Annotated in this window: 12 protein-coding genes; 6 read left to right on the top strand and 6 right to left on the bottom strand. The window is 67.0% G+C overall.

Features of this window, described 5'->3' with window-relative positions:
- Positions 1–10: 10 nt before the first annotated feature.
- Together ASD43_RS12985 and ASD43_RS12980 are read left to right on the top strand one after the other, a co-directional pair.
- Entirely contained in the window at positions 11–1,237 is a 1,227-nt protein-coding gene (locus tag ASD43_RS12985) for an MFS transporter (RefSeq protein ID WP_082539389.1), read from the top strand.
- Positions 1,238–1,451: 214 nt separating this feature from the next.
- Positions 1,452–2,762 (top strand): MFS transporter, encoded by a 1,311-nt coding sequence (locus tag ASD43_RS12980; protein ID WP_162247498.1) that lies wholly within the window; start codon positions 1,452–1,454, stop codon positions 2,760–2,762.
- Positions 2,763–2,816: 54 nt separating this feature from the next.
- Here ASD43_RS12980 and ASD43_RS12975 read toward each other — a convergent pair whose 3' ends face one another.
- The 5 genes from ASD43_RS12975 to ASD43_RS12955 form a co-directional block, all read right to left on the bottom strand.
- Complete coding sequence (locus tag ASD43_RS12975) at positions 2,817–3,551, bottom strand: alpha/beta fold hydrolase (RefSeq protein WP_056418233.1); 735 nt, start codon at positions 3,549–3,551, stop codon at positions 2,817–2,819.
- Positions 3,552–3,613: 62 nt separating this feature from the next.
- Positions 3,614–5,323 (bottom strand): ABC transporter family substrate-binding protein, encoded by a 1,710-nt coding sequence (locus ASD43_RS12970; RefSeq protein ID WP_056418230.1) that lies wholly within the window; start codon positions 5,321–5,323, stop codon positions 3,614–3,616.
- Between the two features lie 118 nt (positions 5,324–5,441).
- Entirely contained in the window at positions 5,442–7,385 is a 1,944-nt protein-coding gene (locus tag ASD43_RS12965) for an ABC transporter ATP-binding protein (RefSeq protein WP_056418227.1), read from the bottom strand.
- Complete coding sequence (locus ASD43_RS12960; RefSeq protein ID WP_082068963.1) at positions 7,382–8,308, bottom strand: ABC transporter permease; 927 nt, start codon at positions 8,306–8,308, stop codon at positions 7,382–7,384. The genes ASD43_RS12965 and ASD43_RS12960 overlap by 4 nt, the downstream gene beginning before the upstream one ends.
- 1 nt (position 8,309) lies before the next feature.
- On the bottom strand, positions 8,310–9,293 hold the full coding sequence (locus tag ASD43_RS12955; protein ID WP_045254605.1) for an ABC transporter permease: 984 nt from the start codon (positions 9,291–9,293) through the stop codon (positions 8,310–8,312).
- Between the two features lie 240 nt (positions 9,294–9,533).
- Between ASD43_RS12955 and lepA the strand changes: the two genes are divergently transcribed.
- The 3 genes from lepA (at position 9,534) to hemW (ending at position 13,362) form a co-directional block, all read left to right on the top strand.
- Positions 9,534–11,402: a translation elongation factor 4 gene (gene lepA, locus ASD43_RS12950; protein ID WP_056418223.1), complete on the top strand. Its 1,869-nt coding sequence runs from the start codon at positions 9,534–9,536 to the stop codon at positions 11,400–11,402.
- 72 nt (positions 11,403–11,474) lie between these two features.
- Complete coding sequence (locus tag ASD43_RS12945) at positions 11,475–12,128, top strand: DUF1990 family protein (protein ID WP_045254603.1); 654 nt, start codon at positions 11,475–11,477, stop codon at positions 12,126–12,128.
- A gap of 16 nt (positions 12,129–12,144) precedes the next feature.
- Complete coding sequence (gene hemW / locus ASD43_RS12940) at positions 12,145–13,362, top strand: radical SAM family heme chaperone HemW (RefSeq protein ID WP_056418220.1); 1,218 nt, start codon at positions 12,145–12,147, stop codon at positions 13,360–13,362.
- Positions 13,363–13,378: 16 nt separating this feature from the next.
- Here hemW and ASD43_RS12935 read toward each other — a convergent pair whose 3' ends face one another.
- On the bottom strand, positions 13,379–14,794 hold the full coding sequence (locus ASD43_RS12935) for a carboxylesterase/lipase family protein (RefSeq protein WP_056418217.1): 1,416 nt from the start codon (positions 14,792–14,794) through the stop codon (positions 13,379–13,381).
- 91 nt (positions 14,795–14,885) lie between these two features.
- On the opposite strand from ASD43_RS12935, the gene hrcA reads away from it, so the two are divergent.
- Entirely contained in the window at positions 14,886–15,917 is a 1,032-nt protein-coding gene (gene hrcA, locus ASD43_RS12930; RefSeq protein WP_056418215.1) for a heat-inducible transcriptional repressor HrcA, read from the top strand.
- Positions 15,918–15,920: the final 3 nt, after the last annotated feature.

Here is a 15,920-nt window from a genome sequence, read left to right as displayed (position 1 = left end):
GGCGCGGTGGATGACCGTGTTCACCCTGGCGTGGCTGGCGATCTGGACGGTGCAGCTGACACCGGTGCAGCTTCTGCTCCCGCTGCAGCTCAACACCTCTGATGAGGACTGGATCGCCGGAGTCATCTCCTCGGGCTTCGTGCTCGGCATCGGCGGGCTGGCGGGGATCGTGGCGGGCCCCGTCGCGGGCACGCTCTCGGACCGCACCCGCCGTGGACGCCATCGTCGACGCCCGTGGGCGCTGGGCGGGGTGCTGTGCACCTCCGCGTTCCTGATCGTCACGGGGTTCAGCGAGGGGGCCTGGGCCGTCGGTGGCGCCTGGGTCGGCGTCTCCATCGGTGTGGCCGTGTCGTCCGCTGCGTTCACCGCGTTGATCGCCGATCAGCTGCCCTCGACGCAGCGCGGCGCGGCATCCGCTGCCGTCGGATCGAGTCAGGCGGTCGGAATCGTGCTCGGCGTCGGCCTCGTCGTGCTGCTGGGCCTCGGCATCCGCGAGGGATATCTGCTGCTCGCCGCCGTGATCGCCCTGGTCGGGTCGGCGGCGGCGCTGCTCCTGCCCGACCCGCCGGCCCCCGCCGAACCGGCCTCCGTGCGACCCACCACCGAATGGGCCGCCGCCGAGCCCGTGGCTGCCCGGGGCGACCGGCGGCTGCTCGCCTCGCTGCGGGATCGGGACTTCGCCTGGATGCTGGCTGGCCGGCTCGTGACGAACATCGGCAACGCGCTCGGCACCGCCCTGTTCCTCTTCTTCCTCCTGCACGGGCTGCATCAGGAGACGACCGTCGCTCAGGACAACCTTCTGCTCCTGATCGTCGTCTACACGCTGTTCGTGGTTCTCGCGGCGGTGGGTACCGGCATCCTGTCGGACCGCACCGGCGACCGACGCACCCTGACCGTCGCGGCCACGCTCGTGCAGGCGGCCTCAGGCGTGGTGATCGCCGTGGTTCCGACGTTCGAGGCGACGATGGTGGCCGCCGCTCTCATGGGGCTCGGCTACGGCGCGTTCTCGACCGTCGGACTCGCGTTCGCCGCTGATCTGCTCCCGGACGAGAAGGACCATGCGCGCGATCTCGGGATCGTCTCCGTGACGGCTGCGCTCGGACAGCTCATCGGCCCGGTACTGGGGGCGGGGCTCGTCGCACTGGTCGGCGGCTTCTGGCTCGTATTCGTCGCCGCCGCCGTGCTGTCGCTCGTGGGTGGTGCACTCACCGCTCTGGCCCGGCAGACCCGGCGCTGAGCGAATCTTCGCCGTGCGGTCATCCCTGCCCGTGCGAGTGATCGCGTCTCGACCACGGAGATGGTTGCAGTAGAGCACCGGTATTCCGGGACCGATTCGCCCACTTTCCTCTCAGTCCGTGTACCTTCGGCAGTGTCCTCATTTGAATACATACGCATTGTGAAGTGATTACAGCCAGCTGTCTATGGATCACGGAGCGACGAAGGTGAACCCCGTGTCGGATGAGAACCACGATGCCGCGAAGACGCCACCCGGAGCGGACGGCACGCATGAGCGAGCACTGCGGCGCAGTCTGTGGGGATCTCGCCAGTATCGCGTGTGGTTCCTCGGGGACTCGTTGAATCAAGTCGGCACCTTCGTCGGCGCGTTCGCGTTCACACTTCTCGGTTATCAGGTCGCCGGCGATGTCTTGACAGCCGGCATCATCGGCTCAGCATCCGCCGCAGCACAGTGTCTGATGCTTCTGCCCGGTGGCGTGTTGATGGATCACACAGACCGCAGAAGGCTGCTCGTGGCTGCGGCAGCCGTTGCCGCACTCTTCTGGCTGCTCGTCGCCGGGCTCCTGTGGGCGGGCACCATGTCGGTCGCGTTGCTGCTCGCGCTCGCGATCGGAACGGGAGCTGTAGCGGGAGCCTTCGAGAACCTGACCGACGTGATGCTGCCGCAAATCGTCACGGGCGACCTCCTTCCCGAGGCGACGGCCGCCAACGAGGGACGCGACGCCGGGCTGCAGCTCGGTGCGTCACCGCTCTCAGGGCTGCTCTTCGGCGTGCACCCGTCGCTTCCGTTCATCGTGTCCGCCATCGCACGGGCAGGGCAGATGGCCGCGGCGCTGTCCTTGAGAGGCAGCTTCATCCCGGGCCGACAGGCTGGCCTCGCGAGGCCTTCGTGGACCGCGGGGATCCGGTGGTTGCTCCGTTGGCAACAGCCGCGCACACTCGTCCTTCTCATCGCAGGGGTGAACCTCTCGCTCGCGCTGAGCGGAATGACCATCATCCTGAGCCAACAGCAGCTCGGCACACCACCGTGGCAGATCGGGGTGATCCAGACCTTCCAGGGCGTCGGGGTCCTTCTCGGTGCGTTGCTTCTGATGGGGATGCTGCCGCGCCTCACCGGAGCACGCATCATCCGAATGTCCATCTACACGATAGGCATCGCGGTCGGGGCGGCGATGCTCACTCGGGATCCGTGGACGATTGCGATGCTCGGGCTCCTGGCATCGCTTCCCATCATCCCCCTCAACGCTGTGCAGGGGGCGTTTCTCGCATTGCAGATCCCGGACCAGCTTCGTGGGCGCGTCCTGTCTGCAAGCACCCTGGTCACGGCTGTGCTCGTCGCTCCTGCTCCGCTCCTCGCGGGGGCTCTGCTCGACGCCCTCGGCTACGAGGTCGCCATCGGCGTGGCTGCCGTTCTTCTGCTGTCGATCGGCACGGTCGCGCTGCTGTCCCGATCGGTGGGCGCAGTGCCGATGTCGAGCGAGTTCGACGAGTGCGAACCCTTGGGCGAGTCGGACTCCATCAGCTGAATCGCCGCCGCCGCCACAGCCTTCGGCACCGGCGGCAGTTGGTGTCTGCTGACCTCAGCGAGGATCGCCGGCATCGCTCTCGATGGTCGCGATGCCCAGACGCAGCACGGCGTTGAAGATCTGCGGCCGCATCGCGGTGACCAGGTGAGTGGTGCGGGGGACGACGATGAGCTCGGCATGCGGCGCGAGACGGCGGAACAGCGCCTCATTGACTCGCAGCTGATCCCACTGTCCGTTGACGAACCACAGCGGCACATCGATCCTGGACACCGCGGTCGCGAGATCGAGAGCGGCGAGGGCGCGCAGCGCCGTGTCCTGAGTGTCGAGGGCGTAGCCGCCCGCAGCGAAGTCGGAGCGCGTCTCCTCGGGGATGGTCGCCTCGAGGATGCGCGCGGTGATCCACATGCCCCGGTCGGGCAGTCTGTCGACGGCGCGGGCGATCGCGCGGTAGGCCGCCAGCCCGGCGCCGCGGGGGAGTGACGTGCACGACGCGGCGATCAGCCCCGCCACGCGCGGAGCATCGGCACCTCCGACGTAGGCCAGGCAGAGCAGACCGCCCATCGAATGACCGACCAGGAGCACGGGCCCGCGGGCCGCGGCATCGCGCACCGCGACATCGATCGTGTGCAGTGCTTCATGGAGGGTGAAGTCCTCGGCCATCCGCGAGCCGTGCCCGGGCAGGTCCACCGCGACGGCGGGGATGCCCTGCTCGCGGAGAAAGGCGAGCTGCGAGCGCCACATGGTCGCGGACGTGCGGATGCCGTGCACGAGGACGATCTGGACGCTCACGCGTTCAGCATAGAGAAAGCGGGGCCGGTGGATGACCACCGACCCCGCTTCGTAGAGAGGAGTTACTTCTCCCAGCCGACGTTCTCGACCGGAGACACTCCGAAGAGGTCCAGTCCGACGTAGGGCTCGGGGGTCAGGTTGGCGAGGCCGTCCTTGACCGTGGAGATCGAGGGACCGTTGTAGAGCGGGATGACGCCCCAGGTCTCCTTGATGATCTCCGGCTCGAGCTTCATCGTCGCGGCGGTCCAGTCCTCGGCCGTCGTCTGCGACTCGACCTGGTCCTTGATCTTCTCGTCGATCTCGGCGGTGCCGGTTCCCGAGAGGTTCAGGCTGCTGTCGGAGCAGTAGAGCTGGCAGAAGTACAGCGGTCCGAACGGGTCGGAGTCGGTGAACCGCAGCGAGAATCCGTCCCAGTTCTTCGTGCTGAAGTCGGTCGAGAAGTCCGCGGGTGCGCGCTTCTCGATCTGCAGGTCGATGCCGATGGCCTTCTCCTGCTGCTGCAGCGCCTTGGCGAGGGCCTCGATCGTCGGGTCATCGCTGTGAACCGGGTAGACGATCTCGAGCTTGACGCCATCCTTCTCGCGGATGCCGTCTGAGCCCTCGGTCCAGCCGGCGTCGTCCAGCAGCTTCTTGGCGGCGTCGACGTCGAACTTCAGGCCGGCCTCGGAGAACGAGTCCTTGTATCCGTCCTGGAAGTCGTACATGTTCAGCGAGCCGGCGGGAGCTTCCTCGTAGTCGAGGCCGTTCCACGCGATCTGCTTCTGCTGGTCGATGTCGATCGCCATGAAGAACGCCTGGCGTACGGCGATGTCCTTCAGCTGCGGCTTCTCGGCGTCCAGGATGATGATCGTCTTGGCGGTCTGCTGCGAACGGTAGGTCGTGACGTCCTTCATGTCGGCGACCTGTGCCAGGCGATCCTTCGTGTTGGTGCCGACCATGTCGATCTCGCCGTTCTTGAAGGCGTTGATCGAGGCGGAGGCGTCGAGGCCCGTGAAGGTCACCTTGTCGAGCAGCGGTGCGTTGCCCCACCACTTCTCGTTCGGCTCGAAGGTGACGGTCTGGCCGTTGATGTCGAAGTCGGTCAGCTTGTACGGACCGGCGCCCCACTCGGGGTGCGCGTTCTCGATGTACGCCGTGTTGAAGACCTCCGGCGAGTCGACCGCCGGGTTCAGGATGCCGGTGAGGAACGGCATGCTCGGCCAGGCGAACTCGCCCTTGAACGTCACGATGACGTCCTTGTCGGTCTCGCCGGGCTCGACCGATTCGATCTCCTTGTAGCCGTCGGTCGCGCTGGCCTCGTAGGCCTCGTCTTCGCCGCTGTTCGCCTTCCAGGTGGCTGCGAACGCGGTGTAGTCGATCGGCGTGCCGTCGTTCCAGACAGCCTTCTCGTTGACCTTCATCGTGATGACGGTCTTGCCGTCCTTCTCGCTGATGTCCCAGTCATCGAGGTATGCCGGGTTCGCCGAGACTTCGCCCTCGGGCGACATCAGGAACACCTGCGGGTTGTACCACTGGGCGAGGCGCGTCGTGTCAGCGCTGGCGTTGCCGTTGAACGGGTTCATCTGCGGAGTGATCTCGTTGATGCCGAAGTGGACCTCGCCTCCTTCCTTCAGGTTCTCGCGGGGCTGCGGGTTGTAATCCGCAGACTTGGTCTCCTGGGGCTCGTTGCCGCCATCGGTTCCGCTCGTGCCGCCTGCTGCACATCCGCTGATCGCGAGTGCCAGGGCGCCGCTGAGAGCGATAACGCCCATCAGCTTCGTGGTGCCTTTCATGGTGCTCCTTTCGCCTTTCGGCGTAGTCATAGATGGGAGATTAGTTCGCTTTCGCCCGAAAGGCTCGGGTGCACGAGTGAATATCCCGTAACCGTTATCGGACAGTGACCGGGGCAGCTCAGGAGACGAGCGGTCGGGTCGACATCGTCTCCGCATCGAAGACCACGCGCTGACGACTGCGCTCGATGTCGGGGTCCGGGACGGGGATCGCCGACAGCAGCGCTTGCGTGTAGGGGTGCTGGGGGTTGTCGAACACGTCGTCGACATCGCCGTGCTCGACGAACTCGCCGAGGTACATGACAGCGACGCGGTCGGCGATGTGACGGACCACCGAGAGGTCGTGTGCGACGAACAGGTACGACAGGCCGAGCTTGACCTTCAGCTCATCGAGGAGGTTGATGACGCCGGCCTGGATGGAGACGTCGAGCGCGGATACCGGCTCGTCGAGGACGACGATCTTCGGATTCGTCGAGAGTGCACGGGCGATGCCGATGCGCTGTCGCTGTCCGCCGGAGAACGCTCCGGGGAACCGGTCGAGGTGCGCCGGGTTCAGCCCCACGAGGTCCATCAGCTCCTGGACTCGACGGTGAGCGTCTTCTCGCTTGACACCGATGGCGATCATCGGCTCGGCGATGATCGCGCTCACGGTCATACGCGGGTCGAGGGCGCCCATCGGGTCCTGGAAGACGATCTGGATATCGCGCCTCAGCGCTCGCTCCTGCTTGCCGCTCGTGATCGATCCGACGCTGGTGCCGGCCACGATGATGTCGCCGTCGTCCTGCTTGGCGAAGTCCATGATCTGCAGCAGCGTCGTGGTCTTGCCCGACCCGGACTCACCGACGATGGCCATCGTCTCGCCCTCGCGAACATCGAAGGTGAGGCCCTTGACCGCGTGCACCTCGCCGACCTTGCGCTTGAAGATGGCGCCCTTCATCAGCGAGAAGGTCTTGTTGAGATTGCGGACCTCGAGGGTCACCGGTCGCTGCTCGCGCGGAGTGCGCGTCAGGTCGCTCTCGGGGATCACCGGAATGGGGAACACCGGCAGACCGCCGATCAGACCGCCGTCCTCGATCTCGTTCGCACGGATGCATGCGGCGCTGTGCGCGGCATCCGTTCCGGTGGTGACGGGCAGCAGCTCGGGCTCCCGCGTGCGGCACGCGTCCATGACGATGGGGCACCGGTCGGCGAACGGACAGGCGTCCGGCAGATCGATGAGCAACGGCGGGTTGCCCTTGATCGGGACGAGGGGCTGCTTCTCCGACTTGTCGACGCGGGGGATCGCGCCGAGGAGTCCGATCGAGTACGGCATCCGGGTGCGGTGGAACAGCTCCCGCGCCTCGGCGTGCTCGACGGGTTTGCCGGCGTACATCACGATGACGTCGTCGGCGGTGCGCGCGACCACACCCATGTCGTGGGTGATCATGATCACCGCGGCACCCGTCTCGCCCTGCGCCTTCTCGATCAGATCGAGAATCTGCGCCTGGATCGTGACGTCGAGAGCGGTCGTCGGCTCGTCGCAGATGATCAGCTTCGGGTTGTTCGCCATCGCGATCGCGATCACGACGCGCTGACGCATACCGCCCGAGAATTCGTGCGGGAAGGACTTCATCCGCTTCTCCGGCTCGGGAATCCCGACCAGGGTGAGCAGTTCGACGGATCGATCCCAGGACTCGCGCTTCGAGAGGTTGCGGTGCACCGTGAGCGCCTCGATCAGCTGGTCGCCGATCGTGAACACCGGGGTGAGCGAGGTGAGCGGATCCTGGAACACCATCGTCATGCCGTTGCCGCGGATCATCGACATCTGCTTGTCGCTCTTGCCGAGCAGCTCCTGGCCGTCGAAGACGATCGAGCCGGTGACCTTCGCGTTGTCGTCGAGCAGGCCCATGATCGCCAGGGACGTGACCGACTTGCCCGATCCGGACTCGCCCACGATGCCGAGCGTTTTGCCCGCCTCGAGGTCGAAGGAGACGCCGCGCACGGCGTCGACGCGACCCGCTTCGGAGGGGAAGCTGACGCTCAGGTCTCGGACGGAAAGGACTGTGGTTGCAGAGTAGGTGCTCATGCGCGGCCTCCTGCCGCAGAGGTGGGATCGAGCGCGTCGCGCAGGCCATCAGCCACGAGCGCCATCGAGACGGTGAGCATGACGAGGGCGATGGCGGGGAAGTAGAACAGCCACGGCGCGCTGGTGATGCTGTTGGCGCCGCTGCCGATGAGCGAGCCGAGTGACACGTCGGGGATCTTGACGCCGAAGCCGATGAACGACAGTCCGGTCTCGGTCATGACGGCCGCCACGACTCCGAGGGTGAAGTTGATGACGAGCAGCGATCCGATGTTCGGGATGAGGTGTCGCATGACGATCCTCATTCCGCGCACACCCATGTATCGGGCGGCCTCCACGTACTCCCGCTCACGAAGGGAGAGCGCCATGGTCCAGATCACCCTGGCCTGGAAGAACCAGCCGATGAAGATGAGCGCGAGCGCGATGACCCGCCAGTCGCCGCCGGCGGTGTTCGACACCAGCGCGAGGATCAGGAAGGTCGGGATCACCATGAGGAAGTGGATGAGGAGCAGGGTCCAACGCTCGACGCGTCCGCCGAAGTAGGCCGCAGCCGTGCCGACGATGGCCGAGAGGACTGTCGTGCCGACCGACACCGTGACGGCGATCATGAGTGAGCGCTGCAGCCCGATCGACGCCTGAGCGAACAGGTCGTTGCCGGCCGGAGTCGTGCCGAACCAGTGCTCGGCCGACGGCGGGGTGCCGAGGTTCAGGAAGTCGAGGTAGATGTGGTCGTACTTGGCGACCAGAGGCCCGATGATCGAGAAGAGCACGAGGGCGATGAAGACGAAGACTCCGAAGACCGCTGGCCTGTTCCGCATGAAGCGGCGGTAGTAGAGGTTGAAGGTCGACATCCGTTTGCGCTGGACAGCGGCCGGCACCTGAGGCTCATCCGGGTGCAGCGTGGGGTCGATCATTTCCGTGGTCATGTCAGCTCACTCTCACTCGCGGATCGAGGGCGACGACGGCGATGTCCGCGAGGATCGCGCCGATGGCGGTGAGCACGGCACCGAAGGCCGCGACGGCGACCACACCGTGCACGTCGTTCTTGCTGATCGTGTCGATGAAGTACTTGCCCATGCCGTTCCAGCCGAAGATCGACTCCGTGAGGATCGCGCCGGTGAAGACGGTGGGGATCGTGAAGGCGAGCTGTGTGGCCACCGGGATGAGCGAGGGACGGAGTGCGTGCTTGCGGATCGCCTGCTGCTTGGTCAGACCCTTCGCGCGTGCGGTGCGCACATAGTCGGCCTTGATGTTGTCCAGCAGGAGCGAGCGCTGCAGCAGGTGGTAGTTCGCGTAGCCCGTGAAGACGAGCGCGATGGTCGGCAGCGTCAGATGCTGCAGCTTGTCGAGGAGGTAGGGGAAGAAGCCCTCGACCCCCTTGCTGCCCGCGCCCGTCACGTAGAAGACGCGCACACCCACCCACTCGTTGAAGGCGATGGCGAGGAGCACGATGCCGAGCGCCGCGACGACGATCGGGATGTTCATCGTGACGATGGACGTGGCCTGACCGATGCGGTCACCCAGCTTGTACTGGCGCGAGGCGGTGTAGACGCCGAGTCCGATACCGAGCACCGCTCCGAGGATGGTGGCGCCGATCACGAGCTCTGCGGACACCCACATGCGGTAGGCGATCTGGTCGTTCACCGACTGACCGACGGGGCTCTGGCCCCAGTCCCAGCGGAAGAGGATGCCGCTGAACCAGGTCCACCATCGCTCGACCAGCGGGACGGTGTCGCTCAGATTGAACGGCTCCAGCATCCGGGTGATCTCGTCGGGACTGAGCGGGGGGCGTCGTCCGACGTAATTGCTCCGGGGATCCAGGAAGCTCCACGCCAGGAAGTAGGTGACGTTGGTCGCAATCACGATCATGAGCAACCAGCCGACCGCTCGACGCAACAGATACTTGATCAAGGTGATGATTCTTTCTCTTGTTCAGACGCGCTCGGGATCTGCCGACGCAACGCTGAGTCGAAGAGACAGTCAATCACCATCTGCCGATCTGCGCGACGCGACGCCTTCACCTTGTCTGTGACGGAGTCCTACCGCTCACGGGATCCGGTGTCACGGATGGCCCCCGGGCAACCTCGGAAGACTAACACCGGATCTGGTGAATCGGGCATTAGCCTCGCCTCACCGTAGAATCGACGGGACATGTCACCACGCGCTCTCACTCCGCTTCAGCCTGCCGCGACGCCCGCGAAGCAGATCCGCAACTTCTGCATCATCGCCCACATCGACCACGGCAAGTCGACCCTCGCCGACCGCATGCTCCAGATCACCGGCGTGGTCTCGGATCGCGACATGCGCGCCCAGTACCTGGACCGCATGGACATCGAGCGCGAGCGCGGCATCACCATCAAGAGCCAGGCGGTGCGGATGCCGTGGGCCCTTCGTGACGCTGAGGGACCGGAAGAGGTGTTCGCCCTCAACATGATCGACACCCCCGGCCACGTCGACTTCACGTATGAGGTGTCGCGTTCTCTCGCCGCCTGCGAGGGCGCGATCCTGCTCGTCGACGCGGCACAGGGCATCGAGGCCCAGACGCTGGCGAACCTGTACCTGGCGCTCGAGAACGATCTGCACATCATCCCGGTGCTGAACAAGATCGACCTGCCCGCGGCCGATCCGGACAAGTACGCCAAGGAACTCGCCTCCCTCATCGGCGGCAAGCCCGAAGACGTCCTGCGTGTGTCCGGCAAGACCGGCGTGGGCGTCGAGGAGCTCCTCGACCGCCTCGTGCGGGACATCCCGGCCCCGGTCGGCGACGCCGACGCGCCGGCGCGCGCGATGATCTTCGACTCCGTGTACGACGCATACCGCGGTGTCGTCACCTACGTCCGCATGATCGACGGCGGCCTGTCTCCGCGCGAGCGCATCCAGATGATGTCCACGGGCGCGACTCACGAGGCGCTCGAGGTCGGTGTGTCGAGCCCGGAGCCCGTGCCCACGAAGGGGCTCGGTGTCGGCGAGGTTGGCTATCTCATCACGGGAGTGAAGGACGTGCGCCTCTCGAAGGTCGGAGACACGATCACGACGGCGCGCAAGCCCGCGACCGAGGCTCTCCCCGGCTACACCGACCCCAAGCCGATGGTGTTCTCGGGTGTCTACCCGATCGACGGCAGCGACTACGCCGACCTCCGTGAGGCGCTCGACAAGCTCAAGCTGTCCGATGCATCCCTGCAGTACGAGCCGGAGACGTCCGTGGCCCTCGGGTTCGGCTTCCGCTGCGGATTCCTCGGTCTGCTGCACCTCGAGATCATCACCGAGCGCCTGGAGCGCGAGTTCGGCCTCGACCTCATCACCACGGCGCCCAGTGTGATCTACGAAGTGCTCACCTCGGACACGGGCGAGACCGTGACGGTCACGAATCCGAGCGAGTACCCGGACGGGCGCATCGGCTCCGTGTCCGAGCCCATGGTGAAGACCGCCATCCTGCTTCCGAAGGACTACGTCGGAACCGTCATGGAGCTGTGCCAGACACGCCGCGGCGCGCTGCTGGGCATGGAGTACTTCTCCGAGGAGCGGGTCGAGCTGCGCTACATGATGCCGCTCGGAGAGATCGTCTTCGACTTCTTCGACCAGCTCAAGTCCAAGACCCAGGGCTACGCCTCGCTCGACTACGAGCCCGCCGGACAGCAGGAAGCGGACCTCGTGAAGGTCGACATCCTGCTGCAGGGCGACAAGGTCGACGCGTTCAGCTCGATCGTCCACCGAGACAAGGCCTATGCCTACGGCACGCTCATGACGGAGCGACTGCGCAAGCTCATCCCTCGCCAGAACTTCGAGGTGCCGATCCAGGCCGCCATCGGCGCCAGGATCATCGCCCGCGAGACGATCAGGGCGCTGCGCAAGGACGTGCTCGCCAAGTGCTACGGCGGTGACATCAGCCGCAAGCGGAAGCTCCTCGAGAAGCAGAAGGAGGGCAAGAAGCGCATGAAGATGGTCGGCCGCGTCGAGGTCCCCCAGGAGGCGTTCATCGCGGCGCTCTCCGGCGACGTCGAGGGCAAGGACAAGAAGTAGTGGGCTCGCGCGTCGGGCGGGGCTCGGCGCGTGAGGGTGATCGTCCAGACAACGACAAGTAGGCTGGTTCTCATGCGGCGCGGGACTTTCCGAGACGACACGGTGGACTATGCGGCCGTGGGTGCGACCCACGCGCCCGATCTGATGCAGTACCCGCCGGAGCGCAGCCTCCCGGCGGAGAACTCGTGGCGGATCGGGAGCGGCTTCGAGCGGTTCCAGTCCGCGGGCGAGTCGCTTCTCACGTGGACCGCGCAGCGGGCATCCGGACTGAAAGTCGACGATGTGCGTCCGGCACCGGGTCCGGCGTACGCCGGCGTGAGCTTCGACGCGGAGGGCACCCCGATCGCGCCGAGCAAGAACGACGTCGAACAGCGCTTCGATGCCGAGGGCACGCCGTTCGCAGGCCCGGGCATGACCCTGAAGCTGCACGGGCGGGTCGCGGGCATGCGCGCGGATGCCGAGCTGCGCGTCATCTCGGTCACCGAGGAGAAGCGCCGCATCGGCTTCGTGCTGGGCACGGTCGGCGGTTCCGTCGTGCGCGGTGAGGAGTCCTTCGACATCGACTGGCGCGAGGACAACGACGAGGTCTGGTTCTCGGTGCGCGCCTTCGACGCGCCGAACTCCCTGCTCTACCGCCTCGTGCCTCCGCTGGTGAAGCGTCGCCGCCGAGAGCTCTTCTCCCGCTACCTGCGGGCCATCTCGCCGCTCTACGCGACTCCGGTCTGATGGCCGTGCGTCACTGATGCCCGGTCCTCTGCCGCTCGGAGACCCGGCCCCGACCGACGGGCACCTGCCGTCGGATCTCTCCGTCGACCCCGCAGTGCCCTTCTCGGCATACCTGCACGTGCCGTTCTGCCGTGTCCGGTGCGGCTACTGCGACTTCAACACGTACACGTCGAGCGAGCTCCGCGGAGCGAAGCAGGAGGACTACGCCACGACGCTGATCGGCGAGATCGACCTCGCACGACGGGTGCTCGCCGATGCCGGTGCCCTCCGTGCGATGGACACGGTGTTCTTCGGCGGAGGCACGCCCACGCTGCTCCCGCCCGGCGACCTCGCGCGGATGCTCGATGCGGCGACGGACGCCTTCGGGCTGGTGGACGGGGCCGAGGTCACCGTCGAGGCGAATCCCGACACGGTGACGCCGCAGGTGGCGCGCACGCTGGCGGATGCAGGAGTCACGCGCCTCTCCATCGGCATGCAGTCGGCCGTGCCGCACGTGCTGGCGGCGCTGGACCGGACGCACCACCCCGACAACGTCACGACGGCCGTCGCCGCGGCGAAGGAGGCGGGGCTCGCGGTGAGCGTCGACCTCATCTACGGCGCTCCGGGGGAGACGCTCGGCGACTGGGAGGCCTCGCTCGATGCGGCGCTCGCGCTGGACTCCGATCACGTCTCCGCCTACGCGCTGATCATCGAGGACGGCACCAAGCTCGCCCGTCAGATCCGCCGCGGCGAGGTGCCCGCCCCCGACGACGACCTGCAGGCCGACATGTACGAGCTGGCCGACGCCCGTCTCGCCGCCGCCGGTTTCGACTGGTACGAGGTGAGCAACTGGTCGCGGTCCGAGCAGCAGCGGTCCCGGCACAACCTCGCCTACTGGCGGGGCAACGACTGGTGGGGTTTCGGGCCCGGTGCGCACAGCCACGTCGCTGGTCTGCGCTGGTGGAACGTCAAGCATCCCGCCGCCTACGCCCAGCGGCTCGCCGCCGCCGAGTCGCCCGCCGCGGGCACGGAGCGGCCGGACGAGGCGTCGCGCACCCTGGAGCGGGTCCTGCTGCTGAGCCGCATCCGTGAAGGGATCGCGATCGCCGACCTGCCCGCGGAGCGTCGCACGCGCGTCGCCGGGCTGATCGCCGACGGTCTCGTCGACCCCGGCGCGGCGGTGCGGGGCAGGGTGCAGCTCACCCTTCGCGGACGCCTGCTCGCCGATGCGGTCGTGCGCGAGCTCACCGACTGATCCTGCCGGCGGACCGCTATGGCAGCATGTCGAGGGCGTCCGTCCGGCGCTGCGTGACGGTGGAGCTCTCGGTGTCGAACAGGCGCGTGGTCCTCTCCGTGCCGAACTCCGGCCACCCGGGGTTGCCGGTCTTGATGAATGAGATCCATGCTCTGTGCATCTCGTCCGCGAGTCTCTGCGGGGCATCCTGTCCGGCGAGCCGCTGCGCCTCGGGGTCGCCGAGGCGATCGAACACGAAGCCGAGCTCCAGGGCGTGCGCCGCACGCAGGTCGCGGACTCGACTCTGCCATGCGAACTCGTAGACGAACGTGGGTGCGTGACGCGCCAGCGCCAGTCGGGTCAGCGGCGCGCGGAGCATGATGTCGGTGGCGAGCTGGCCGAATATCTCGCCGGTGGAGGCACCGGGGAAGGTCGATCGATAGGCCGCGACCGCTTTTCGCGGGATCCGCAGAGCGAGTCGTGCGAGCAAGAGCTTCGCCTCGCTGATTCCCGCCAGCGCAGCCGGAGGGAACCAGAGTCGGTATTCATCGGTGTTGCTTCCGATGAGCAGGGGCAGGTCCGTGTCGGCGAGCACCTCGTGGGGCGAGCGAGGCAGCGACTCGGCGTCCACGGCGAACTGGAATCCGGGCGCTCCACCCAGCGGAGAGGAGCCGGAGGACTGCTGCCGTCGCGCATGGAGCAGCTTCGCGGGAGATGCTCCGAGGAAGCTCGCGCGGTCGGCCCTGATGCCGAGCCGCTTCGCCAGCTGCGCCGTGACGCGCCCGGCCTTCTTCGCGGTCTGCGCCTCGAGTGGTCCGGATTCGATGATCGCCCGCGAGATCAGCTCCCGCGACGAGGCGACGGCGAGCAGACCGGCGACGATGGCGCCGCCGGCGGATTCGCCCATGACGGTGATCTGCGAGGGATCGCCGCCGAACGACGCGATTTCCTCGTGCACCCAGGCGAGTCCCGCGGCGGCGTCCTGGAGTCCCAGGTTCCGGGGAGCCCCCGTGAGCACCGAGAAGCCCTCGGATCCCAGGCGGTAGTTGATCGAGGCGAACACGATGCCCGCCCGAGCGAACCCGGATCCGTCGTACAGGGGGAGTGCGGCGGTGCCGCGCTCGAGTGCGCCACCGTGGATCCAGAGGACGACCGGTGCACCGTCCGCATCCTCCGGAGCCCAGATGTTGACCGAGAGGATCTCGTCTCCGGGGATCTCGACCGAACCGAGCAGATCGCCGATGGCGCCGGGGTACGGATGCTGAGGAGAGGTCGGTCCGAAACTCACGGCGTCGCGGACGCCCTCCCACGCGGGAGTCGACCGAGGAGCCCGGAAGCGGTCCGGCCCGAACGGGGCGGCGGCGTAGGGGATTCCGAGGTATCGGTGCACCCCGTCGACAGCCTCGCCGCGCACGATTCCGGCGGACACGGTGACCTGCGGCGCGACACTCATACCCGTCATCGTAGGGCGATCAGCGCGGCGCCCGCCTCGGCGGGTAGAATTGGCACTCGAAGTCAGTGAGTGCCAGAGGGAGGGAGTTGCGATGGTCAGTGAAAGAGGCCTCCAGGTTCTCCGGGCGATCGTGCAGGACTACGTCGAGACGCACGAGCCCGTCGGCAGCCGTTCCATCGTCGATCGCTACTCGTTCGGAGTGTCGGCGGCGACGATCCGCAACGACATGGCTCTGCTCGAGGACGAGGAGCTGATCACTGCCCCGCACACGTCTTCGGGCCGCGTTCCGACCGACAAGGGCTACCGCGTCTTCGTCGACCACCTCGCGCAGTTGCGTCCTCTCACGGTCGCGCAGCGCACCGCGATCGAGTCCTTCCTCACGGCTCCGTCCGATCTCGACGATCTCATGGTGCGCACCGTCCGCGTGCTCACCCAGCTCACCGGACAGGTCGCTCTCGCGCAGTACCCGTCGTTCGCTCGCGCGCGACTGACGCACATCGAGCTCGTGGCGCTGGCCCCCAATCGTCTGCTCATCGTTCTGGTCACCGACGCCGGGGGAGTGTCGCAGCGCATGGCTCCGCTGCCGGTCGACGTCGACGAGACCGACATGGCGCTGCTGCGCGCGCGGCTGTCGGCCCTGATCACGCAGCGCGCGGTGAGCGATGCCGCCGATCGGCTGCAGGCTCTGCTCGCCGCGGACGAGCATTCCGACGACGTCGCGTTGCGAGCTCTCGCGGCGATCATCATCGAAGAGCTCGGCGCATTCCGGCAGGAACGACTGGTCATGGCGGGGGCCGCGACACTCGCCCGGCGCGAGCAGGACTTCCGCGGCAGCATCCACCCGCTCCTCGAGGCGATCGAGGAGCAGGTGACCCTGTTGCGGCTGATGAGCGAGATGGAAGCCGACTCCCACGGTCTCGCGGCCAGCATCGGCACTGAGAACGCATCATTCGGTCTGGGCGAGGCGTCGATCGTCGCGAGCAACTACGCCGCGCCCAGCGGCATGGCGCGGGTCGGCGTGATGGGGCCCACCCGCATGGACTATCCGAGCAACCTGGCGGCAGCGCGGGCCGTGGCCCGCTATCTGTCGCGGATGCTCGACGAAGACGAGGCGTCCCGCTGACGC

Source organism: Microbacterium sp. Root553 (genome assembly GCF_001426995.1).
GTDB lineage: Bacteria > Actinomycetota > Actinomycetes > Actinomycetales > Microbacteriaceae > Microbacterium.
Note: the sequence above shows the minus strand (reverse complement) of the source record. Positions and strands in the feature narration are given on the sequence as shown.